Origin of the sequence: Marinobacter sp. 1-3A, from assembly GCF_016597775.1 — a bacterium.
GTDB lineage: Bacteria > Pseudomonadota > Gammaproteobacteria > Pseudomonadales > Oleiphilaceae > Marinobacter > Marinobacter xiaoshiensis.
Window position 1 is genome coordinate 43439 of the sequence record NZ_VCGZ01000003.1, and the last position, 21736, is coordinate 65174.

At 54.4% G+C, this 21736-nt stretch carries 24 protein-coding genes and 2 pseudogenes; 10 read left to right on the top strand and 16 right to left on the bottom strand.

The window, feature by feature from the left end; translation table 11 throughout:
- Positions 1–19: 19 nt before the first annotated feature.
- The gene (locus FE848_RS05355) at positions 20–298 is read right to left on the bottom strand and encodes a metal-sensing transcriptional repressor (RefSeq protein WP_200201737.1); all 279 of its coding nucleotides are present in this window, start codon (positions 296–298) and stop codon (positions 20–22) included.
- Between the two features lie 126 nt (positions 299–424).
- Between FE848_RS05355 and FE848_RS05360 the strand changes: the two genes are divergently transcribed.
- Genes FE848_RS05360 through FE848_RS05370 form a run of 3 tightly spaced genes read left to right on the top strand, consistent with a single transcriptional unit; the run spans position 425 to position 2251 of the window.
- Complete coding sequence (locus FE848_RS05360) at positions 425–763, top strand: hypothetical protein (protein WP_227715183.1); 339 nt, start codon at positions 425–427, stop codon at positions 761–763.
- Positions 764–811: 48 nt separating this feature from the next.
- Positions 812–1546, top strand: coding sequence for a HupE/UreJ family protein (locus tag FE848_RS05365; RefSeq protein WP_200201738.1), 735 nt, complete (start codon positions 812–814; stop codon positions 1544–1546).
- A 15-nt stretch (positions 1547–1561) separates the two neighbouring features.
- Entirely contained in the window at positions 1562–2251 is a 690-nt protein-coding gene (locus FE848_RS05370) for a hypothetical protein (RefSeq protein WP_200201739.1), read from the top strand.
- 557 nt (positions 2252–2808) lie between these two features.
- Here FE848_RS05370 and FE848_RS05375 read toward each other — a convergent pair.
- From FE848_RS05375 to FE848_RS05415, 9 genes are all read right to left on the bottom strand, one after another.
- A complete protein-coding gene (locus FE848_RS05375) occupies positions 2809–3453 on the bottom strand; it encodes a class I SAM-dependent methyltransferase (RefSeq protein ID WP_200201740.1) in 645 nt (214 codons plus the stop codon).
- A complete protein-coding gene (locus FE848_RS05380; RefSeq protein WP_320159505.1) occupies positions 3434–3787 on the bottom strand; it encodes a sterol desaturase family protein in 354 nt (117 codons plus the stop codon). The genes FE848_RS05375 and FE848_RS05380 overlap by 20 nt, the downstream gene beginning before the upstream one ends.
- A 14-nt stretch (positions 3788–3801) precedes the next feature.
- The gene (locus FE848_RS05385) at positions 3802–4458 is read right to left on the bottom strand and encodes an ArsR/SmtB family transcription factor (RefSeq protein ID WP_200201742.1); all 657 of its coding nucleotides are present in this window, start codon (positions 4456–4458) and stop codon (positions 3802–3804) included.
- Between the two features lie 95 nt (positions 4459–4553).
- A complete protein-coding gene (locus FE848_RS05390; protein ID WP_200201743.1) occupies positions 4554–4766 on the bottom strand; it encodes a hypothetical protein in 213 nt (70 codons plus the stop codon).
- Positions 4763–5032 (bottom strand): hypothetical protein, encoded by a 270-nt coding sequence (locus tag FE848_RS05395; RefSeq protein WP_200201744.1) that lies wholly within the window; start codon positions 5030–5032, stop codon positions 4763–4765. Before FE848_RS05395 ends, FE848_RS05390 begins: the two co-directional genes overlap by 4 nt.
- Before the next feature lie 264 nt (positions 5033–5296).
- Positions 5297–5506 (bottom strand): hypothetical protein, encoded by a 210-nt coding sequence (locus FE848_RS05400; RefSeq protein WP_200201745.1) that lies wholly within the window; start codon positions 5504–5506, stop codon positions 5297–5299.
- 88 nt (positions 5507–5594) lie between these two features.
- Positions 5595–5750, bottom strand: a complete 156-nt coding sequence (locus tag FE848_RS19030; RefSeq protein ID WP_200202103.1) for an antitoxin Xre/MbcA/ParS toxin-binding domain-containing protein — start codon at positions 5748–5750, stop codon at positions 5595–5597.
- A complete protein-coding gene (locus tag FE848_RS05410) occupies positions 5720–6565 on the bottom strand; it encodes a sterol desaturase family protein (RefSeq protein ID WP_200201746.1) in 846 nt (281 codons plus the stop codon). The genes FE848_RS19030 and FE848_RS05410 overlap by 31 nt, the downstream gene beginning before the upstream one ends.
- 12 nt (positions 6566–6577) lie before the next feature.
- The gene (locus tag FE848_RS05415) at positions 6578–7234 is read right to left on the bottom strand and encodes an ArsR/SmtB family transcription factor (protein ID WP_200201747.1); all 657 of its coding nucleotides are present in this window, start codon (positions 7232–7234) and stop codon (positions 6578–6580) included.
- 114 nt (positions 7235–7348) lie between these two features.
- Here FE848_RS05415 and FE848_RS05420 point away from each other — a divergent pair, with 114 nt between their 5' ends.
- From FE848_RS05420 to FE848_RS05445, 5 genes and pseudogenes are all read left to right on the top strand, one after another.
- A complete protein-coding gene (locus FE848_RS05420; protein WP_200201748.1) occupies positions 7349–7693 on the top strand; it encodes a DsrE/DsrF/TusD sulfur relay family protein in 345 nt (114 codons plus the stop codon).
- Positions 7694–7696: 3 nt separating this feature from the next.
- On the top strand, positions 7697–8917 hold the full coding sequence (locus FE848_RS05425) for an MFS transporter (protein ID WP_200201749.1): 1221 nt from the start codon (positions 7697–7699) through the stop codon (positions 8915–8917).
- A gap of 78 nt (positions 8918–8995) precedes the next feature.
- Positions 8996–10058 (top strand): annotated as a pseudogene (locus tag FE848_RS18660) (cysteine desulfurase family protein).
- A 16-nt stretch (positions 10059–10074) separates the two neighbouring features.
- Entirely contained in the window at positions 10075–11385 is a 1311-nt protein-coding gene (locus FE848_RS05440; RefSeq protein ID WP_200201752.1) for an MFS transporter, read from the top strand.
- A gap of 54 nt (positions 11386–11439) precedes the next feature.
- Entirely contained in the window at positions 11440–12741 is a 1302-nt protein-coding gene (locus tag FE848_RS05445; protein ID WP_200201753.1) for an ISL3 family transposase, read from the top strand.
- 198 nt (positions 12742–12939) lie between these two features.
- On the opposite strand, the gene FE848_RS18665 is transcribed toward FE848_RS05445, so the two are convergent.
- From FE848_RS18665 to FE848_RS05455, 3 genes and pseudogenes are all read right to left on the bottom strand, one after another.
- Entirely contained in the window at positions 12940–13215 is a 276-nt protein-coding gene (locus tag FE848_RS18665; protein WP_227715184.1) for a hypothetical protein, read from the bottom strand.
- Between the two features lie 113 nt (positions 13216–13328).
- Positions 13329–13692 (bottom strand): annotated as a pseudogene (locus FE848_RS19035) (Arm DNA-binding domain-containing protein).
- A gap of 54 nt (positions 13693–13746) precedes the next feature.
- The gene (locus tag FE848_RS05455) at positions 13747–15111 is read right to left on the bottom strand and encodes a tyrosine-type recombinase/integrase (protein WP_200201754.1); all 1365 of its coding nucleotides are present in this window, start codon (positions 15109–15111) and stop codon (positions 13747–13749) included.
- A gap of 300 nt (positions 15112–15411) precedes the next feature.
- Between FE848_RS05455 and mutS the strand changes: the two genes are divergently transcribed.
- Both mutS and fdxA read left to right on the top strand, forming a co-directional pair.
- Complete coding sequence (gene mutS / locus FE848_RS05460; RefSeq protein ID WP_200202104.1) at positions 15412–17991, top strand: DNA mismatch repair protein MutS; 2580 nt, start codon at positions 15412–15414, stop codon at positions 17989–17991.
- 148 nt (positions 17992–18139) lie between these two features.
- The gene (gene fdxA / locus FE848_RS05465; RefSeq protein ID WP_200201755.1) at positions 18140–18463 is read left to right on the top strand and encodes a ferredoxin FdxA; all 324 of its coding nucleotides are present in this window, start codon (positions 18140–18142) and stop codon (positions 18461–18463) included.
- 106 nt (positions 18464–18569) lie between these two features.
- Here fdxA and FE848_RS05470 read toward each other — a convergent pair whose 3' ends face one another.
- The 3 genes from FE848_RS05470 to FE848_RS05480 all read right to left on the bottom strand — a co-directional run bounded on the left by FE848_RS05470 (position 18570) and on the right by FE848_RS05480 (position 21564).
- Positions 18570–19604, bottom strand: coding sequence for a hypothetical protein (locus tag FE848_RS05470; RefSeq protein ID WP_200201756.1), 1035 nt, complete (start codon positions 19602–19604; stop codon positions 18570–18572).
- Positions 19605–19786: 182 nt separating this feature from the next.
- A complete protein-coding gene (locus FE848_RS05475; RefSeq protein ID WP_200201757.1) occupies positions 19787–20737 on the bottom strand; it encodes a DegV family protein in 951 nt (316 codons plus the stop codon).
- The gene (locus tag FE848_RS05480; RefSeq protein ID WP_200201758.1) at positions 20734–21564 is read right to left on the bottom strand and encodes a metal-dependent hydrolase; all 831 of its coding nucleotides are present in this window, start codon (positions 21562–21564) and stop codon (positions 20734–20736) included. The genes FE848_RS05475 and FE848_RS05480 overlap by 4 nt, the downstream gene beginning before the upstream one ends.
- Positions 21565–21736 lie beyond the last annotated feature (172 nt).

Below are 21736 nucleotides of genomic sequence, written 5' to 3' on the forward strand. Positions count from 1 at the left end.
CACGCCAAAATGGCGGGGGTCAAAGATACCGCGCGATTGCCTTGAATTCATCGACGCGCCGTTGCTGATCCGGCTCCAGCGCCCCGATGGCATCGTCGAGGCAATGCTCAATGTGATCCTGCACTAGCACCCGTTTGGCCTGTTGAATGGCTTTCTCGACAGCGTGAAGTTGCTGCGCCAGTTCAAGACAAGGTTTTCCGCCTTCAATCATGCCAATCACGCTTACAAGGTGGCCGTTGGCCCGCTTTAGGCGTTTGATGATGTTCGGGTGCGATTGATGCGTATGATTATTTACCATTTTTAATTCCTATCCTCCATGGGGGGATGTTATCTTTTGGCTCCGTGGAAATCCAACAGGCAGATCAGCGCACAAAGAATGATAATTCTGGCCAGTCACCGTAGAAAACTGCTTCCGATGCTCGTCATGCTGTTCGCATTGACGGGACTATCGCTGTCGATGATCGGTGAAGCTTTCTCTCACGGTGCCGTTGAGCTGGCCAGCGATTTGGAATCGCAGCACGGCGTCCATTCAGACAATCATGGTGGGCATGGGCACAGCCACAGTTTCGATGATGAAGAGGCTGATGCGCCCTCGCATCACGATGCTGGTAATCACACCCATGAAACCGTGGACCAACTGAGGATTCCAGATGTTTCCTCAATATCTATCACTCTTCGGCAATCTGCTCCATTTGCCGGCGACTCCCCCCGCAGCTTGCGCTACCGGCTTGAACGCCCGCCAAAAACACTCCTTTCTGTTTGATTCTCGCCGCCTGTGCGGCTCTGGAAAACAAATTCGATTGGAGTCTTTATGTTGTCAAGCTTGCTTGACGATTGCCGTAATGCGTCCATGGCGCAAACAGGCAGTCGTCTCTTCTGGATATTTCTGACACTGGGATTACTCAGTCTGAGTACCGATGTGCTAGCCCATGCGGTCGCTCAAGGCGACAAGGGGTACATTCAGGAAATCACTGGTGTAAATCTCATCGCGTTCACTTACCTCGGGGCCAAACACATGGTCACCGGATATGACCACCTGCTGTTTCTGCTGGGCGTGATTTTCTTCCTCTACCGCATGCAGCACATTGCCATCTACGTGAGCCTGTTTGCGCTGGGGCATTCCACCACGATGCTGCTGGGTGTTTACTTCAACGTCGGCATCAACAGCTACATCATTGATGCGATTATTGGTCTGTCCATTGTGTATAAGGCACTGGACAATATTGGAGCCTATCAGCGCTGGTTTGGCTTCCAGCCCAACACCAAGGCCGCCACCCTCATTTTCGGGTTCTTCCACGGCTTTGGGCTGTCCACCAAGATCATCGAATACGATATCTCGCCAGACGGTCTGATTCCGAACCTCCTTGCCTTCAACGTGGGCGTGGAAATCGGACAACTCATCGCCCTGGCCATGATCCTGATTGCCATCAGCTTCTGGCGCAAAACCGACGGCTTTTTCCGCCACGCTTATACCGCCAACGTGGCGATGATGAGCGCAGGCTTCCTGCTCTTCGGTTACCAACTCACCGGTTACTTTTTCGCCTAATTCTGGAGATTCACGATGTACAACACCGATATACCCAAACGAGAAGAATTGCCGAGTACGGCCAAACTGGTTCGATCAACGATCATTGCTGCAATCGTGGCGCTGGCTTTGTTGGTGACAGTCGTCATGCCCTCTGAGTACGCCCTGGATCCGACCGGCGCAGGGCGCCTTCTTGGACTGACTGAGATGGGGGAAATCAAGGAGCAGCTCGCCGAAGAGGCCGCCGCAGACGAGGCTGCCCAGATGGTGGCCATTCAATCCTCAGCAGATCAACCGGCAACGGAAACGGTGGAACCCACTGTTACAGAGCCTCTCCAGAAAGCGGCTCCGGAGCCCAAGATTGCAAAAGTCGAGAGCCAACCAGCACCAGAACCCACACAAACAAAACCAAATTGGCAGGATGAAATTCGTATAGTACTGACTCCGGGTGAAGGCACAGAGTTCAAGCTCACTATGGAGGAAGGTGCCGTGGCGAAGTTCTACTGGGCCTCTGAAGGCGGCCCCGTCAATTACGACACCCATGGCGATGGTGGTGGCCAGTCCGTCTCTTATGAGAAAGGTCGCGGCGTACCTGAAGATGAAGGCCAGCTTGTTGCCGCGTTTACAGGTAATCATGGCTGGTTCTTCCGCAACCGGAATGACAACGATATCACCTTGGTACTTCGTACTGGGGGGGATTACGGGCAACTGAAGAGGATGCTTTAGTCAAATAAAAGAACGGAGGGCTGGTTTCAGGCCAGCCCTTTGCCCGTATTTCTTACCGTGAGCAAACCGAATACCTCTTTTGACGCCTATCTTCAAAACGATTTAGGGGTGCACTAGAGAGGCACCGCCAGTGCGGTGGTTTACAAAAGTGATTTATGTAAAATCATCATGAATTATTACATGTATATGCAGCTAAAATTTAATAACAAGCTACTTTTTTATTGAAATGCCTTACTACTGCGAATAGAGACTTATAGCCATAGCCCCTGCTCTTGATGAGCACTCTCCCAAGTAAGATTTTTTGGGTATCCGGATTAAGTGGTGTATTCGGTGTGTGACTAATGCATGAACAAACTGCTTTCTCTGCGGATTTTCTGGTCGGCAACAACAAATAAGCTGTTGCCTTAAGGCCTTTGTCATTCCACTTTCTGACGAGTGGACTTTAATTGGCGCTGATGGGTTTCTTGTTACTGAGCGTATGGAAGATGCCGGCTTGGGGCGTTGTGGCGGTCATGGCTATTGGAGGCACGATGATCGGGTCGTGAACCGCCCGGTTGTCACACTTTGTCCCCAGCAACCAGCAAGAATCCACCAAGGGGAAGACGGTGCGGCAGGCATGCTTCAAGCGTTCGGGCTATCACGCGTCCCTCTGGAAGCCAGATCGCGGTTCGGAAATGGACGTTCCGAACCGGAAGTGAATCCAGCGTTTCACGTAGCTCACGACGTGTGTGCCAGTGTGCTCCTTGATAAGCACTCTGGTTGTTGCCCCGGCCCTTGTGGTGCCATAACAGGCTGTGACGGTTTAGTAGCCCTATGACGAATCGGCCCCGGGTAACCCGAACAATCTCACTCAACGCTTGCGGCCATTCCAGAACGAAACAGAGGGCGGTAACAGACATCACTCGGTCAAAGCTGTCGTCCGCAAATGGTAACTGCGTGGCATTGCCTGGCAGGTAGCAAGTTTTTGAATCCTGACCTCTGGCATACGCCAGAGCTTCATCATCAATGTCCACACCTGTCACTGATGGCGATTGCGGCAAGTCTGATATCCGGCGGGTAAACCAGCCCGTCCCACAGCCAACATCAAGCACCTTATTCCCGTGTTGGCAGTCCAGCTCCGATACCAGCAGGGTGAATTCTGTCTCACCGATCCACTGACCACGGCCACTGGCATACCAATGATCATACTGTTCCGGTGTCATGATGAGGCCCTATGTGTTTTGGACGCCTTTCGGTGTAACGGAAGGGTTGTATCAGCAGCTGGGCCCACCAGGGCACGCTGAAGCCGAAGTTGTCAGTTTCACGATGAATGCCCGAGTGATGGACCCGGTGCAGGCGCCAGAGCCAAGGCACGGCGTGGAACAGCCGGTGCTGAAAGTAGATGGCTGCGTCCAGCACCAGTATCGATACAATCACCGCAAGCCAGCTTGGCAGTGGCACCAGGTTCAGCAACCCCCAACCGTTTTCCAACGCCATGAAGGCAGTCCCAGCCGCCGCCACGGGAAATACCAACCGCACGGCCAGTGTGTCGGTCACAGCAATGCCTTGAATTAATGAGTCGGTAGTCCGGCTGCTTTCCATTCCGGAAAGCCCTCGTCAAAACGTCGCACGTGGTAGCCCAGTTTTCTCAGGCGCTGAACCGCCTCGTGGGACAGCACGCAATAGGGGCCGCGGCAGTAGGCGATAATTTCCCGGTCCCTGGGCAGTTTGTTCAGCATGGACTCAAGCTGCTCCAGCGGAATGTTGATGGCGGTGGGCAGATGCCCTGCCTTAAACTCCTCTTCCTGGCGCACATCAAGTAACGCGACTTTGCCGCTGTTCAGACCGGCAAGCAGTTCCTCCCGGGAGATGGCTTCCAGAGTGCCATCCGGGTTATCGTCTGGATACATCCGGCTGACCAGGCGTTCCATTTCCGCAAGGTTGGTTTCAGCGACCTCCCTCATGAGGCCCATCAGCGTCACAATCCGCTGATCAGTGAGCCGGTAAAGCATCTGTTTGCCGCAGCGCGTGGCCGTCACCAGCCCGGCTCTGCGCAGATGTTGAAGATGTGCAGAGGCGTTCCCCACCGTTAGGTCGGCGTCGCTGGCGAGGGCTTCCACGGAGGCCTCGCCCTGGGCAATACGCTCCAGCAGCATGAGGCGGTGGCCACTTCCAAGAGCCTTGGCAACCTGGGCCAGGGTATCGAACAGATCCTGTCTGGATGTCATTTTCGTGCTGATCTCCTGTAACTACTTTGCTCTTATCGGTGCCAGTGCCCGGCAAGGGCGACCACAAAGTGGGCCGCCCCGTTCAGCTTTGTAGGCTATTTGCGGGGATCGTGTTCGGGGTTGATATATTCAATTCCCCAGGGGCCGGTGCCATGCAGCTGGATAACCATCTCTTCATTTCCGGTCTGGCCGAACATGGGCTCGCCTGGCGCCATGATAGCAACGCTACCCGGTGTGAGCGCCTGGGTTTCGCCGGCGTTGAAGGTTTTGCCATGGCCAAAATTCAGTGTGCCGGAAAGCACGGTCACCCGCTCATAGGCAGGGTGAATGTGAGGGTCCAGAGTGTAGTTGGCTGGCAGCTTGAGCCGGAAAGTGAGGGGATATTTTTGGAAAGATCGCCCTCAATCACGGCGATTTTCGCATTACCCGCCATGGAGCCGACCGGGCCCCATTCAAGCTCATCGGGAGTGATCATGATATGGCCATCACCCTTGTAAGGTGTTTCCGCCGCCATGGCCGGGAGGGCCAGAGCTACCGCAAGAAGCGAGCCGGTGATTGTTTTTGTAAAAGTCATGGTGTTCTCCTGATTGTTGGAACCGTCTGGTCACAGAGTGTCCGGTGAATTCTTCAGGCATTGATCAATATAGGTTACATTGACCAACATTCGTTCTAACATTCATTAGATTGGTTGCAGGAGGCAGTGTTGTCAAGCGCAGTTCCGTGCAGGAAGAGGAGAAATGCGGCCATCGTGCCCCAGGTTGCCAGGTCAGGCATCAGTAATTCCCAAGATCAGTGTCTTTATTGGCTTACCGCGCTTTTCCGGATCGGCCAAAACGGATCATTTGCCCCGAAGGTATTTGATCAATGCCAGAACTGCCAGCACCAATAGGGTGATCAACAGCAGTGGCATGATCATCATGGGTAGCATCATCCAGCCCATGCCGGACATTATGGAATTGCAGAACTCCCAGAAACCGGTGTCCGGGGCCGCCAGTGCGGTTGCCGGGATTAGAATCAGTGTGGCCAGAATAGTCAGTAGGTGTTTCATGGTGGATCTCTTTTCAGTGGTCAATCGGGCTCGTTTGCAGGAGCGCCATGGTTAGTTCATGCTCATCATGGTTCGCAAGTTAGCTTTTTTAAGCGTTTGCAGTCCTTGTCAGGTTGATCGGCTTCTCGTTCCCGAGAGCCTTAATCGGTTCGTTTAGCCAGGATTCTGCTAGTCTTGAATCACCGTCAAACGCCTCAACTGACGCCTTCCACGCTACCGCTCGCTGTTCTTCCAGACTATTGATTTTGGACGCCTTTCGGTGTGACGGAAGGGTTGTATCAGCAGCTGGTCCAGACGCAGATCGTGTTCGGAGCGGAAATCTTCAATCCCGATCGTCATGCCGAGATGCCCCTTTTCAGGCTGGGCGCGGTAGGTTCCGAAAAGCCGGTCCCACCAGGGCACGCTGAAACCGAAGTTGCTGTCAGTTTCACGCTGAATGGCCGAGTGATGGACCCGGTGCATGTCCGGTGTGACCAGAAGCAGTCGTAACCAGCGATCGACCCTCTGCGGAAGACGGACATTCCCGTGATTGAACAGTGACGTTGCGTTCAGAAGCACCTCAAACACAACCACAGCCAGTGCAGGGGCACCAATGACTACCACAACCGCCATTTTGATGGCCATGGACAGCAGAATCTCAAACGGATGGAAGCGCAAACCAGTGGTTACATCAAATTCCAGATCCGCGTGATGCATGCGATGCAGTCGCCAGAGCCAGGGAACGGCATGGAAGATCCTGTGCTGGAAATAGATCGCCAGGTCCAGCACAAGAATGGCGAGAACCACCGTCACCCAGCCCGGCATTGAGACCAGGTTCAGCAAACCCCACCCGTGTTCGGAGGCATAGATCGCCGCGCCAACGGCGGCCAGAGGGAAAAGCAGACGAACAGCCAGAGTGTCCAGAACCACGATACCGAGATTGCCGGGCCAACGTGCAAGGCGTTTGAGAGTTTGAGGGCGCCTAGTAGCAAGGATCTCCCAAAGCGCCATCAGGCTCAGCACCGAGACAAACCCCAGAATCCGTATCGCCGGCTCATTGGCCAGGATGAAATTTGACATGAATCGTCCTCCTCACTGGACCGGCAAGCCCGCTGCCTTCCATTCCGGAAACCCTTCATCAAACCGGCGCACCCGGAAGCCAAGCTTGCGTAGGCGTTCTACCGCTTCATGGGACAGCACACAGTAGGGACCACGGCAATAGGCAACGATATCCCGATCCCTGGGCAACGCGTCAAGCATGGTTTCCAGCTCGTCCAAGGGGATGTTGATGGCATCGGGCAGATGGCCCGCCTGGAATTCTTCGTGGGGCCGGACATCCAATAGCGCGACCGATCCTTCCCGCAAGCCGGCAAGCAGATCGTCCCGCGAGACAGCTTCCAGGGTGTCGTTCGGATCGTCAGAGCCGAACAGCCGACTGACCAGACGTTCCATCTCCGCCAGGTTGGTTTCCGCCACTTCCCGCAGCAGGCTCATCAGCGTCACGATGCGTTCGTCCGTCAGCCGGTATATCACCTGCTTGCCCGAGCGGGTTGCGGTGACAAGTCCGGCCCTGCGCAGGTGTTGTAGGTGTGCCGAAGCATTACCCACGGTCAGCTCTGCCGTGTTTGCCAGCGTCTCCACTGACGCTTCGGACTGGGCCAGACGCTCCAGCAGCGCCAACCGATGCCCGCTACCCAGCGCTTTGCCAACCTGAGCCAGAGTGTCCAGAAGATCTTGCCGGGATGCCATGTTGCTACCTCATTTCAATCAGGCGATGGGCGTTTGCTTGACAGCCCAACTCTTTCATTTATTCTAATAAACAATAGAATGTTTGCAAGTCAATTTTTGAAAGGAGCCACACCCATGAAAGCCCTGATCCTGATTAACGACCCTCCCTATGGAACCGAGCGCCTCTACAACGGTTTGCGTATGACTCATGCCCTGATCAAGAAAGACTGTGAGGTCACGGTTTTTCTGATGGGCGATGCGGTGTCAGGTGCCAAGACCGGCCAGAAAACCCCGGACGGTTTCTACAATGCCGAACGCATGATCAAGCGGGCAGCTTTAAAGGGGAAAGTCTTACTGTGCGGCACCTGCATGGATGCCCGGGGCATTTCTGAGGAAGAAATCGTCAAGGATGCCCAGCGCAGCACCATGGATGAACTGGCGGATGTGACCATGGCCGCTGACAAAGTACTGGTGTTCTGAGCCATGAGTCACTCCCAGGGCATGTACCAGCTGGAAAAACGCAACGTTGCCATCCTGGTGATCAGCCAGGTGATGTTCATGGTCGCCGCGATTACTGTGATGACCCTGAGCGGCGTGGTCGGGCAGCAGCTGAGCCCCGATCCCGGCCTGGCCACGCTGCCGATCGCCATCATGATGCTGGGCACGGTGATCTCCACCCTGCCGGCGTCATTGTTCATGAAAAAAGTGGGTCGACGCCGGGGATTCATTGTCGGTGCAGCCCTGGGCGGAGCCGGCGGAGGTGTGCTGAGTTTTGCCGGCATTGCCATCCAGTCGTTTGCGGTGTTCTGCCTGGGCAGCCTGCTGCTGGGGCTGTATCAGGGCTTCGCCATGTATTACCGTTTCGCGGCGCTGGATGTAGCGAGCCCGTCGTTCCGCAGTCGGGCCATTTCCTTCGTTCTGGCCGGTGGCGTAATTGCCGCGTTTCTGGGGCCCTGGAATGCCAGTGTTATGGGCGATCTGGCCCCGGCTGTTCCCTCTGGCGGCCCCTATCTGATCATTGCCGCTCTGGCGTTGGTGGCGATTGTCCTGCTCAGCCAACTGAAAGTGCCTTATATAGGGGAGCCTCATAAAGGGGAAAGCACCCGCCCCTTGAGCACCATTGCCCGTAGCCCCGCTTTCATCGTCGCACTGGCGGCAGGTGCCATAGGGTACGCCATCATGATTCTGGTAATGACCGCTACGCCATTGGCCATGAGGGCTCGGGAGTTCGAGATGGATCAGGTTGCCTTCATTATGCAGTGGCATGTATTGGGCATGTACGCACCCTCATTTTTCACTGGCAATTTAATTGCCCGTTTCGGCCTGGGCCGCATTCTGACGGCTGGCTGTCTGATTCTGGTGGGCACTGCCGTGACCGCCCTCTCAGGTGCCAGCCTTGTTCATTTCTGGGTAGCGCTGTTCCTTCTGGGTGTCGGCTGGAACCTCCTGTTTATTGGCAGCAGCACTCTGCTTGCCACCCTGCACACCGAAGCCGAACGAGGCAAGGTTCAAGGCGTCAACGACCTGGTGATTTTTGCCATGGTCACCGTGGGCTCGCTGATGTCCGGCACGCTTTTGCATCATCTGGGTTGGGAAACGATGAATTTGCTGATGCTGGCGCCCATTGGAATCGTTACGCTGTCGATACTCTGGATGCGTTTGAGCCGAGCCTCTTTGCCAGTGGCCCCGACCAGGTCGTCATAAAGGATCACCAGTATGCCAAACCCGATTTATCTTGATCACAACGCAACCACCCCCGTGGCCGTGGAAGTTGCTGATGCCATGAGTGACGCTCTCAGGAAGGTGTACGGAAACCCCTCTTCCAGCTATTCCCCCGGTCAGACCGCTGCCACGGCAATTGCCGGCGCTCGGCTGGCGTTAGCCAACCTGATTGGCGGTGATCCTGAAGAACTCATCTTTACGGGCTGTGCGACGGAAGCCAATAACCTGGCCCTGTTGGGCGTTGCCAGGGCCGCCGCCGATAAAAGGCACCTGATAATCAGCGCGGTGGAGCACCCGGCTGTGATGGCGCCGGCTCGTTATCTGGAGAGTCAGGGGTGGGCACTGACGGTTATTCCCGTGGACGAGTATGGTCGCGTATCGGCCGAAGCCGTAGCTAACGCGGTTACACCCGACACCCATCATGCTGGCGAATAACGAAGTAGGCACCCTCCAGCCGGTGGAGGCGATCAGTCGTTTACTGAAAGGTCGCAACGTATTGCTGCACACCGACGCCGCCCAGGCCGTCGGGAAACTCCCGGTCAATGTCGAGGATCTCGGCGTGGACCTGCTCACCGTGGCTGGCCACAAATTCCAGGCCAGCAAGGGTATTGGCGCCCTGTATGTCAGGGAAGGGACTCCCATCCGTAACGTTCTCTTTGGTGCCAGTCATGAACGAGGACTCCGGCCGGGTACGGAAAATGTGCCCGCGATCATCGGGCTTGGAGTTGCTGCCCAATTAGCCAGCCAGCGGCTGGTATCACGCGATGACCGGCTGCGCAGGCATCGGGATCAACTTCACGAGCGGCTCCGTTCTGCCATACCGGGTCTCGCACTCAACGGTCATCCTGAACATCGCCTACCTAACACATTGAACCTCTCATTTCCAGGCGTAACGGGCAAGGCGTTGTTGGCTGCGGCCAGCGAGACGGTGTTGGCATCGGTGGGGTCGGCCTGCCACTCCGACGAAGAAGGCCCCAGCGGGGTACTCGGGGCCATGGGGCTGAGTGCCCGCCGAGCCAATGGCGCTGTTCGCTTGTCAACGGGTTGGGAGACCACGGTCGAAGACATTGAGCTGGCTGCGCATGGGCTAATCGAGGCCTGGACACAAATAACAACCGACTGAGAAGAGGCCTGCCGGTATGGAACCCAATACCACTTCGTACGACCACTATCGACACGGCATCCGGGAGAACCTGCAACAGTTCAGTCATCAGCTGGGTCAGGTGTTTTTGGTTGGTCTGACTATCGGCATGATGCGAACCGTCGTTCCGGCGCTTGCAGAATCGGAATTCGGCGTTGCCGAAGGCTCCTTTCTGATGCTGACGTCCTTCGTGGTGGCCTTTGGCCTGGTCAAGGGCGTTCTCAATTTCGTAGCCGGACGACTTGCTGAGCGTATCGGGCGTAAGAAGGTACTCTTGTACGGTTGGCTCTCCGCCATTCCGATTCCTGTGATGGTGCTGCTGGCTCCGTCGTGGGCCTGGATCGTGGCGGCTACCGTATTGCTGGGCGTCAACCAGGGCCTCTGCTGGTCCATGACTCAGACCTCGAAAATGGACATCACCCGAGCTGACGAACGGGGCCTTACCATGGGCCTGAATGAGTTCTCCGGTTATGTGGGCGTTGCCATTGCCGGTATTGTGACCGGCTATCTCGCCATTGGGCTTGGGCCGCGCATGGGACTGTTTGTGTTTGGCGCAGTCGTCATTGGCCTGGCCATTGTCCTGACCCTCATCGCTATCCGGGAAACCCATGGATGGGCGAAGGCCGAAAGCGACCGGCATGCCAGCGGCACGGCCACCGGCCCCAAAGCCCGCTTGCCCGGGAACATATCCGATACACCGACCACCCGCGAAGTCTTTACGCTCATGAGCTGGCGTGATCGTCGGATGGCAGCATTCAGTCAGGCCGGCCTAGTTGAGAAATTCGTGGATGCACTGGTCTGGGTGTTTTACCCGGTCTACCTGTACCAACAAGGACTGGGGCTCGGCGCTATTGGCTGGATTGTGGGGATTTATGGGTTTGTATGGGGTGGTTCCCAGTTTGTGACGGGGCGCCTGTCAGACCACATCGGCCGCCTCAAGCCGATTGTGTGGGGCATGTGGCTGTGCGGCGGTGGCGTTGCCCTGATGCTGCTCGGTAACGGGGTTCTCTGGTGGTCTTTCTCAGCAGCTGTCACCGGTATCGGTATGGCACTGCTTTACCCCAACCTAAGCGCGGCGGTTGCGGACATTTCCCACCCCAACTGGCGTAGCTCCGCAATTGGTATCTATCGCTTCTGGCGTGACCTTGGATACGGCATCGGTGCGCTGGCCTTCGGGATTATCGCCAACGTTACCGGAGCGGTAACCAGCGGTTTCTGGTTTGTCGCGATTGCGATGTTTCTTTCCGGCGCCCTGGTCATGCTATGGGGCGAAGAGACCCATCCACGCCTGAACCCCAAACGCGAATGAAGGGAAGCCTCGTTCGTTGAACTCATTGTTCTCAAATGGAATCGTTGCTCCGAAATGTCTCATTTTCTCGACAACGTGTTACACCTTCCTGAATATCAGGTACTGAATGCCGTGGAAAAGGAGGATGGGCTGCATTTTCACATAGATCCTCCCGCCCCCATCGCTTGCGAGGAGTGCGGTACCGTGGGCGAGTCCGTCAGATTTGGCAAGCGAGATGTCGCTTACCGCGATCTGCCTGTCCACGGAAAACGAGTCACCCTCTGGCTGATGCGTCGTCGCTACTCCTGTCGAGCCTGCGACAAGACATTCCGCCCTTCGCTCCCAGAAATGGTGGATGACCACCGCATGACGCGGCGTTTGTACCGTTACGTCGAGAAAGAGGCCTTCAATCATCCCTATGCCTATGTAGCCGACACTACGGGCCTCGATGAAAAGACTGTTCGCGAGATCTTCCGGAAGAAGGCCGAGCTTTTGGCGGCCTGGCATCGCTTCGAAACACCCCGCTACTTGGGCATCGATGAGCTTTACTTAAATCGCCGTTACCGCTGCATACTGACCAACCTGGAGGAGCGTACCCTGCTGGACTTGCTACCCGGTCGCCAACAAGATGCGGTGATTCGGCGGCTCACGGAAATAAAGGACGGCCACAAGGTAGAAGTTGTAAGCATGGATATGTGGAAGCCCTACCGGAACGCAGTCCAAATGGTGCTTCCACACGCTCGCATTGTGGTCGATAAGTTCCATGTCGTACGTATGGCCAACGATGCTTTGGAGAAGATCCGAAAGGGACTTAGGAATGAACTGACAGCCGGCCAGCGACGGACCCTCAAAGGTGATCGGAAGATCCTGCTCAAACGGGCTCATGACATTTCTGACCACGAACGTCTTATCATGGAAACTTGGACAGGCGCTTTCCCACAACTCCTGTCAGCTTACGACCATAAGGAACGTTTCTACCATATCTGGGACTGTATCAATCGGCGTGATGCAGAAAGGGCGCTGGCTCGGTGGATCGACGAAATCCCTCCAGGGCAGAAGGAGGTCTGGAAGGATCTTGTAAAAGCCGTAAGTAATTGGCACGAAGAGATGATGACCTACTTCGAGACCGATATCCCAATCACCAATGCCTTCACGGAGTCAATCAACCGCTTGGCCAAGGATAAGAATCGCGATGGCAGAGGCTATTCATTTGAAGTGATGAGAGCCCGGATGCTTTACACCACCAAGCACAAGAAGATTTCCCAGAAGACAAAGGAATCACCTTTCATGGGCAGGGCGATCACGACCTACAGTAGGAGCTTGCCAGATGTCGAGAAGAACTTCGGTGTTGATCTATCAACCTTTTGGGAGGATTAAGCTGTCGTACGAGCAGGCAATCCCTATCAACCACTTAATCCGGATACCCGATTTTTTGTGGGTAATACTGTGGGTAACAAGATACCTTTAATTTGTTTTTATTAATAATTTCAGATTAATACAGGACTTTTTAGCGGAACGCCGTCTCTGAATGCGCCAATTCCGGTAGAAATAGATTCAGAGCGCAACAAAGGACGGTTAACCAGAAGCGCCATTAATTGACGGCGCGACCAACTCTGCCACTTTGGCCAAGGCCTTTTTTCGCTCGTCGAAGTAATCATAGCGGTCATAGATTCCTTCGACCCCCTTCAGCTTGTGGTTCAGGCAGCGCTCCGCAACATGCCCTGGCACGCCGGCAGCAGACAACAAACTGCGGCAGGTACGAAAAAGGTCATGCACGATGAACGCTGCTGCTGGATTGTAGGTAAGTAGCCTCAGCTTGATGGGCTGATTAAACAGTTGCTTCAGGTACATCAGCGTGTCGTTTACGGTGGTCGGCCGCTGCAGGCCACCTTCCTGACGATGGCACGCAAGTCCATTGGGGTAACGCTGTCCAAAGCGAATCTTTACAAAAGAAGTCGCGCCTTCTATCGGGGGCGTTCGCTTTGGAATATTAGGGTGCTTAAGGCGTTTCTCCGGATCTTGGCACCAGTCGCCGAAGAGATCACTAATGGTTCTGAGGGTAGCTTGCCCCTCACTTTTCGCTCTTCAATCGCGTCTACACCACTGCGAACGGCCTTTTTGGCCTCAATAGCTTTCTCTCGCGCTTCAGCCAGGGAAATTTGTACACACATACCTAACGCGCCGTTTTCCGGCAATTGTGTAGCGAAGCATCCAGTATGGTGCGCCTACTTTGGGCACCATCAGATATAGACCTTCACCATCGCTATAGCGTCCCGGTGAACCTTCTTTCATCAGAGACCGAACTTTCTTAGCTGTAAAGCTCCCCATCACTTTGGTTTAAACCAAATAGGGCGCACGCAGATAGGCCGGCAAGAACACCCATTAAGACTGCGCCCCACCGTCAAGGGTTTCAAGATGATCAGACCATCTCTGTAGCCACTCACGGCACTCGGCTTCATAGTTGTGCAAATCATACGTCCCCTCAATACCCTTTCTTGAATGCCCAAGGACTGCCTCAGCAACCTCATTGCGGCAACCTATACGGGACAATCCCGTACGAACGGTACGGCGCAGGTCATGTGGAGACCAGTCAGGAATGCTATCGAGCCAGATTTGGCAGGGCTTAAAGTAGGTGCCGCTTCGAGCCTTGGCAGAATTCCTCAAATACCATTTTGTCTCGGTAAGAGACTTCTGCTGGATCGGCAAGCCCGTCCGTGTGGAGGGAAACAAATAGGTCTTTGTGCTCAAACGAAGCTGACGAAGAAAGGCAACAGCTTGACTCGGCAACTGCACATACCGCTCAGCTCCGTTCTTAGAGTCACGCATGTGCCAAACTGCTAGATCAAGATCTACGTCTGACCAACGCGCCTGGCAGACCTCTCCCGTGCGAGCCCCCGTCCACAGAGTCAGGCGGATAACGTTTTTCTGTGTTACCGAGAATCCAGAGCCCGGCAGCCAGGCTAGCACTGCCTTCAACTCCGCATCAGACAGTACCCGCTTGCCCCGAACCGATGTAAGCCGCACCCTAGCTTGCTTCAAGCTCGCTTTTGCCAACAAAGCCGGATTCGCAAAATCGTCATCGAACTTGCCCAAGCCAATCGCATACTCGTAGGCGGCAGTGAGCTCACGCAATACATTCCCTGCCTGAACGTTCGCACCCCGGTCAAGAATGCCTTTTACCATCTCTACAACATGCTTGCGCCGAAGCTCTGCGGCGCTTCGGTTTCCCAAGACGCGCTCAACATCACCGTATAGCGTACGCCGCGTCTCCGCCTGTCCCTTAGGTTTTCGTGCACCAGGAATGCGTCTCTTTGATCCAGTGCGGTGATCTACAACCACTCGATCCTCAATCACTTCAGTTAAGTACAGATCAATTAGGTCGCGAACAGTAAACGCTGCCACCTCTGCCGCCTGTTTCATCTGCTCATCCGCTACACTCTGACGTGCTTGTTCTCGCTGAGCTTCGGCACGAATGCAGACACCGTCTCGTCGCAAATCTTTCATCCGAGCAAGCTCTAGACGAGCCTCTGCCAGACTCATCGAAGGGTAGCGTCCTATCTTGACTTGAGTTAGCTTGCCCGTCTCGGGACTACGGTAGCGATAGATGAACGACCTGGCACCGGTAGACCCACAGGTCACACGCAGGCCAGTATTTTCTCCAGTGTCGACCTTAACTTTATCGCCAGGCCGCATCGTCTCAATGGCCCTAGCCGATAGTGGCTTGTTGCCTTGTTTGTTATTCTGCATGATTTGGTCCATGAACTTATTGGAACGATGGCCTCCGCCGCCATTGATGAAGGGTTCAGTCAAAATAAGTATAGGTTTTTGATCACCTGCAGCCATGCGCGATAAGGCGCTAGAGATCTTACACCAAAAGTTATACTAAAACCTATACTGACAACATGGATTGCAATAGATCCCGCCAGACCTTACGAGACTCTAGACGGGCTCATTCATCACATAGCTGCTTGTATAAAAGTGGTTTAAAGTTATTTTTCGAGCGATTTATCAGTGAGCACAGACGATCTCAGAAATTCACACACCCCAATGATGCAGCAATACCTGAAAATCAAGGGTCAACACCCGGACGAGCTGGTGTTCTATCGCATGGGTGATTTTTACGAACTTTTTTATGACGATGCAAAAAAAGCTGCAGAGCTGATGGATATCACTCTCACATCGAGGGGGCAGTCCGGTGGCAATCCGATCCCCATGGCAGGCATCCCCTTTCATTCTTCTGAGGGTTACATTGCCCGCCTGGTGCGTGCTGGTCAATCCATTGCCATTGTTGAACAGATTGGCGACCCGGCAACCAGCAAGGGGCCGGTTGAGCGCCAGGTGGTCAGAATCGTCACCCCCGGCACACTCAGCGATGACGCCTATCTGGAAGACCGCCGCGACAACCTGCTTGCCGCCATCTATCACCATAGGGAGCAATTTGGCTTTGCTTCGCTGGATATCTCCAGCGGTCGCTTTGTGGTTTCAGAACTGAACACTCTGGAAGCCCTGCAGGGAGAGCTTCAGCGGTTACGCCCGGCGGAGATTCTTATCAGCGAGGATTTCCCCTACGAGGAAGTTGTAGCCGGGCTCACCGGTGTTCGGCGCCAGGGCCCCTGGCTCTTTGAATCTGACACAGCATTCCGGGTACTCACCCAGCAACTGCAAGTTCGCGACTTGACCGGGTTTGGCTGTGAGGACCTGAGTCTGGCGATTTGTGCCGCCGGTTGCCTGCTGCAATACGCAAAAGAAACCCAACGTACCGCCCTTCCCCATATTCGCAAGCTCACCCGGGAACGCCGGGACGAAGCAGTGATTCTCGACGCCACCAGTCGCCGCAACCTTGAGATTGATATCAACCTCATGGGCGGACACCAACACACCCTGGCCTGGGTGATGGATAAAACTGCCACCTCCATGGGTGGCCGCGAGTTACGGCGCTGGCTGAACCGCCCCCTGCGGGATATCGATGTAGTTCAGCAGCGCCAGCACGCAGTGTCGGCTCTGCTGGAAAACTTCCATTACGAGCCAGTACACAACCTGCTAAAAGCCGTGGGCGACATTGAACGGGTTCTGGCCCGCGTAGCGCTTCGCTCAGCGCGCCCGAGGGACCTTGCCCGCCTGAGAGATGCGTTTCAGACACTGCCCGAACTACAGGAAGCCCTGAAACCGGTTAACTCCCGTCACATCGTCAAGCTGGCTACCACAATTGGCGAATACCCGGGGCTTGCCGACATGCTGGAGCGGGCGGTTATCGACAACCCGCCTGTCGTCATTCGGGAAGGGGGCGTAATTCGTGAAGGCTTTGACGAAGAGCTGGACGAACTGCGTAACATCAGCGAAAACGCCGGCCAGTACCTGCTGGACGTTGAAACCCGAGAGCGGCAGCGCACTGGCATAAGCACCTTGAAAGTGGGTTACAACCGGGTGCACGGCTATTACATCGAAATCAGCCGAGCCCAATCCGCACAGGCACCAGTGGATTACATTCGCCGCCAAACCCTTAAAAATGCTGAGCGCTTCATTACGCCCGAACTGAAAGAATTCGAAGACAAAGCCTTGAGCGCAAAGAGCCGCGCACTGGCCAGGGAAAAAGCGCTTTATGACGAAGTGCTGGAAACCGTCGCCGAACAACTCGCGCCTCTGCAGGATGCTGCTCAGGCTTTGGCAGAGCTGGACGTGATCAGCAACTTTGCGGAGCGCGCCACCACCTTACGTTTTGTTGCACCTGAATTTCGCGATGCGCCGGGGTTCGATGTCGAAGATGGTCGCCACCCGGTCGTCGAACAGCTTCTGGACGAGCCTTTCGTGCCTAACAACCTGCTGATGGATGCCCAGCGCCGCATGCTGGTTATTACCGGCCCCAACATGGGGGGTAAATCGACCTACATGCGCCAGGCCGCTCTGATTGCGCTGCTGGCCTACACTGGGAGTTTCGTGCCTGCCACCCGTGCAGTGATGGGGCCAGTGGATCGGATTTTCACTCGCATGGGCTCTTCAGATGACATTGCCGGTGGGCGCTCCACCTTTATGGTGGAAATGACAGAAACCGCCAACATTCTGCACAACGCAACCGAGTTCAGCCTTGTGCTGATGGACGAAGTAGGCCGGGGTACCAGCACGTTTGATGGTTTATCTCTGGCCTGGGCTACGGCAGAGCATCTGGCAAAAGAGATCTGCTGCTATACCTTGTTTGCCACCCACTATTTTGAACTCACACAATTGGCAGACGACCTTGAACTCGCTGTAAACGTGCACCTGACAGCAACAGAGCACGACGACAGTATTGTGTTCCTGCACAACGTGCACGAAGGCCCCGCCAGCCAGAGTTACGGCCTGCAGGTGGCCAAACTGGCTGGCGTACCTCAGAACGTTATAATCAACGCGAAGGCCCAGTTAAAGCTGCTTGAAACTAGCGCAGTGCCCGCCACGGCTCTGCCATCCTCTGCTATTGACCAACGCAGCAGGCAGCCAGCTATGCCTACGCAGGTTGTTTATCAAAGTGATATGTTTGCCAGCGCTGAACCCAGTGCTGTCGAAGAGGCACTGCAAAGCATTGATCTGGATGATTTATCGCCCCGAGAAGCCATGAACAGCTTGTATGAACTGAAGAAATTACTGAAAAACTGAGGGCAAGTTGATCTGGGTAATAAGGTTATAGCGGTCAAACGCTTGCGGCAGTGCGGGCTGCTCCCTACAATATCGCCCATTAAAATATAATGATGGAACCTGACAACAGGCTCCGGATGAGATTGACCACTGGACCAGGGATCTGATTATGGCGTTTATCGTTACCGATAACTGCATCAAGTGCAAATACACAGATTGTGTAGAAGTGTGCCCGGTAGACTGCTTCTACGAAGGCCCGAACTTTCTGGTAATCGACCCAGACGAGTGTATCGACTGCGCACTGTGTGAGCCTGAGTGCCCAGCTGAAGCTATTTTCTCGGAAGATGAATTGCCAGCCGATCAGGCGGAATTCGTTGAAATTAACGCCGACCTGGCAGGAAAGTGGCCTAATATCACCGAAAAGAAAGACCCACTCCCAGATGCCGCTGAGTGGGATGGCAAGCCCAACAAACTGCAATATCTGGAAAAGTGATTACCGACAGGCCTGGTAATATCACCAGGACCTGAACCAAAAAAGGGAAGCCCGTTTCGGCTTCCCTTTTTTGTTTACCTATACCGCATTAACAACCCCGTGCCACCTACGATGCCGGCTCGAGTATTTTCCGGGCCGCGGCGGATTTATAGAAAGCTGAGAGCCGTCTACGCACGAGAGCTTCAATATAGCCCTCCTCCTGGAGTAAACCTATTACCGGAATAGCCCAGGCATCTACCTCTGCCATAATCACCTCACGAGTAACACCAAGGTCACCGAGCAGGTCGGTAAGTGGTCGTTCCCCATACTTCACAAAAAGATGCGCAACCACGGCCCGGGTGCAACCGGCAAAATAGTCGGTTTTCCGGAACTGCAGCCAAAACTCATAACCCAGCACCACGAATGCCTGCAACTCAACATCGCCAAGCCCTTCGCGAAGCTCGTCGACAGTCCTGTCTTCTACGGCAATCCAGGCAGCCATAACCGTATCCCTCACCTCATCATCAGAGAGCGCGCGCTGCAGGAACTGCTCACTGCGGCTGATCAGCCCCGGCAAGCTATCAGAGAGCCAGGCCTTCAACCTGCGCTCAAAGGTTTCATCAAGCCCCGGTACCGCTTTGTTGGCCATACGTTTGCCAAACTTCATCATAGAGCCAACGCCAGGCACGATTTTGGTGATCAGATTGTCTTCGTAGAGGTAATTAACAATTCCCTGATAGACCACATTCGAAACCAGCTCCTGATAGACAGGATGAGCCATGATTTCGCTGATTATCCGTTCACGTTGCTGGCGCAACTCAAGCATTTCTTCCACAAAACCCGTGGCTTGATCACGGGTGATAATGTCACTTAATACTGTGTTTGCCTGAACGGATGCATTTAGCACCTCGGTAGCCATCTCACCCGCCAGTTCAGGAATACCAGCATCCAGTTCCATATCCACAACCACTCGCTGAATGGTCTCCATTACCTGTTGCTCAGACGCAATGCGATTCAGTGTGATGGTGCCCGCATGATCAAGAAGCTCTCCGACTTCCTGATTGAGAAATTTTCGGAGTTTTGCACCTTTCAATGAGGCAACTTCATGTTTCACATGCAGTTCCAGCAGTTGACTGGCTGGATCGATTCTATCCTTGGTCATGATATTCGCGGCCCTATTGATATAAAGAATTACATAAGTGATTGCACTGGATAGCGAAAGGCTAACACGAAGGCAGGATACACCGATTCGCCCCAGGCACGGTTGATTCACAGCGGCTGGGCCAGTGCCAACCCGGCACTGCGCTAATGGGTAGAGAAACTGCCGGATCGGACGCCAGGAGGTTACTGATAATCGGTGAAACTGTGAGGTTCTGCCGCTAGCGCCAGGCACAAACTACCCGGCCCAATATAAATGCTGCTGGTGATGCCCATCTGCGACAGCAACAGTTCAACACCATTGTTTTCACAGGCATTTCTGAGCCGGTTCAAGCCGGGCAACTCTTCGATTTCTGTCCAGGCAAGGCCGCAAGACAAGCTCACGTGAGGCGTGAGCAGGCCGGCCTCGACTCTCGCGGTGGCATAATTCATCACCTTTTCCACCGCGGCCTCAAAACTACGGGTTTTGGCAACAGGCTGACCTTCAACACCCTGGCCGAACAACACCGGAGTGATATTCAAAGCTTTACCAAGGAATGCAATAACACCCGATATGCTTTTGTCGCCGCGGCGTCTGGCTCGCTCGCGAATGTAGTGAAGGTCGCGGGGAATAACGCAGGTGTAGATCTTGTCAGAAAAGCGCTCCACTTCATTACGTAGCGCGTTCTTGGAAAGTTTCTGGTCAATCAGCCTGAGCGTATGAGCCGCCAGCAAACCTTGCCCCGCAAAGATCTGCTTGCTATCAATCACCCGCATGGAGAATTTGCCTTCTCGGCCCGACGCTGCACGGGCCTGCTCGTAATTCGCCATCACGCTGTTCATAGCTTCAGATGCATTCTGAAAAACCAGACTTCGGCTGCGTGTAACTGTTTCACAAATTGCCACATCGTACTCGGGCACGATCTTTTCCATGAACAACTCATGGATCTGTTCGGCGCTAAACGCCTGTGTTTCAGCATGTCGACCTTTTTGCAGGAGCCCACTCTGATAGAACTCCTGGGTTCTGACAGGATCATGCCGGTCAATATAGGTTTCGCCATCAATTACCGCGGTTACGGGCAGAATGAACAAGTCATGCTTGCGACTGAATTCGAATGGTAAATCACACGCCGAATCGACGATTAATCCAACTTTCACACCACGCCTCCTGCTTTCAGTTCACCGAGGTTTTTCGCCAAAAGCGCCCTGTTATCTTGCTGCCAGGGATGAAAATCCTTGCGAAAATAGGCCAGAAATTCCGGCAAACACTGGCGCAAAATTCCGGGTTTCCCCCACAGGAAGTTGAGCCCACCCATCCAGGTGCGGAGACTCCAGAGCTTGCCGTCGGTTTTCAACAGGCTGCAGGTATTCAAGAAGGTGTACTTGAAGAAGTTCCAGGTTACAAACAGGAAGATAAACCGCCTCAGGTTTTCGTTGCCAACACACTCCCGATACACATCAAAGGCGACTGATTTGTGCTCGGTTTCTTCTATGGCATGCCAGCGCCAAAGCTGCGCCATAATCGGCGTGGCACCATCCAGCCATTCCGGATGACTTAAAATAGCATTCGCCAATACGGCTGTATAATGTTCGGCGCCGCAGGTGCCTGCTAACTGCCGACTCGGTGACAGCTTCCCTACCCACTCCATGTGTTTACGAAAACGGCTATCCAGCCCGTCAATGTCATAGCCCCGCGCTTTCAACCCTTCGTTGTAAGCCTTGTGCTCGCGACTGTGTAAAGCTTCCTGGCCAATAAACCCACGGATTTCAGCCTTCAGTTTCGGATCTTCAATCTTGCCCTGATACAGCCGAACCGCATTGATGAACTGCTGTTCACCATCCGGAAACTGAAGCGATAGTGCATTGAAGAACGCCGTACGAAACGCATCATCGCCGTGCCAAAGTGTTTTTAAATCTTCGCTGACATCAAAGTGCAGGTGCCGTGGCTTAACGGACACACCCTCTGGAGTGGAGCTGATGGACATGACTGCCTCCTGCTTCTATTTATTATAATTTGCGTTTGCTGGACAAAAAAACACCAGCGGCATCAGTCTAATCCCCGGAATGAGGTAGAAGGAAGGGTGGTAGCAGCAAAAAGGACACATTGTCACAAAATGACACATCGTCAGCGTGCTGAAAGCAGGAATAGTTAAAAAG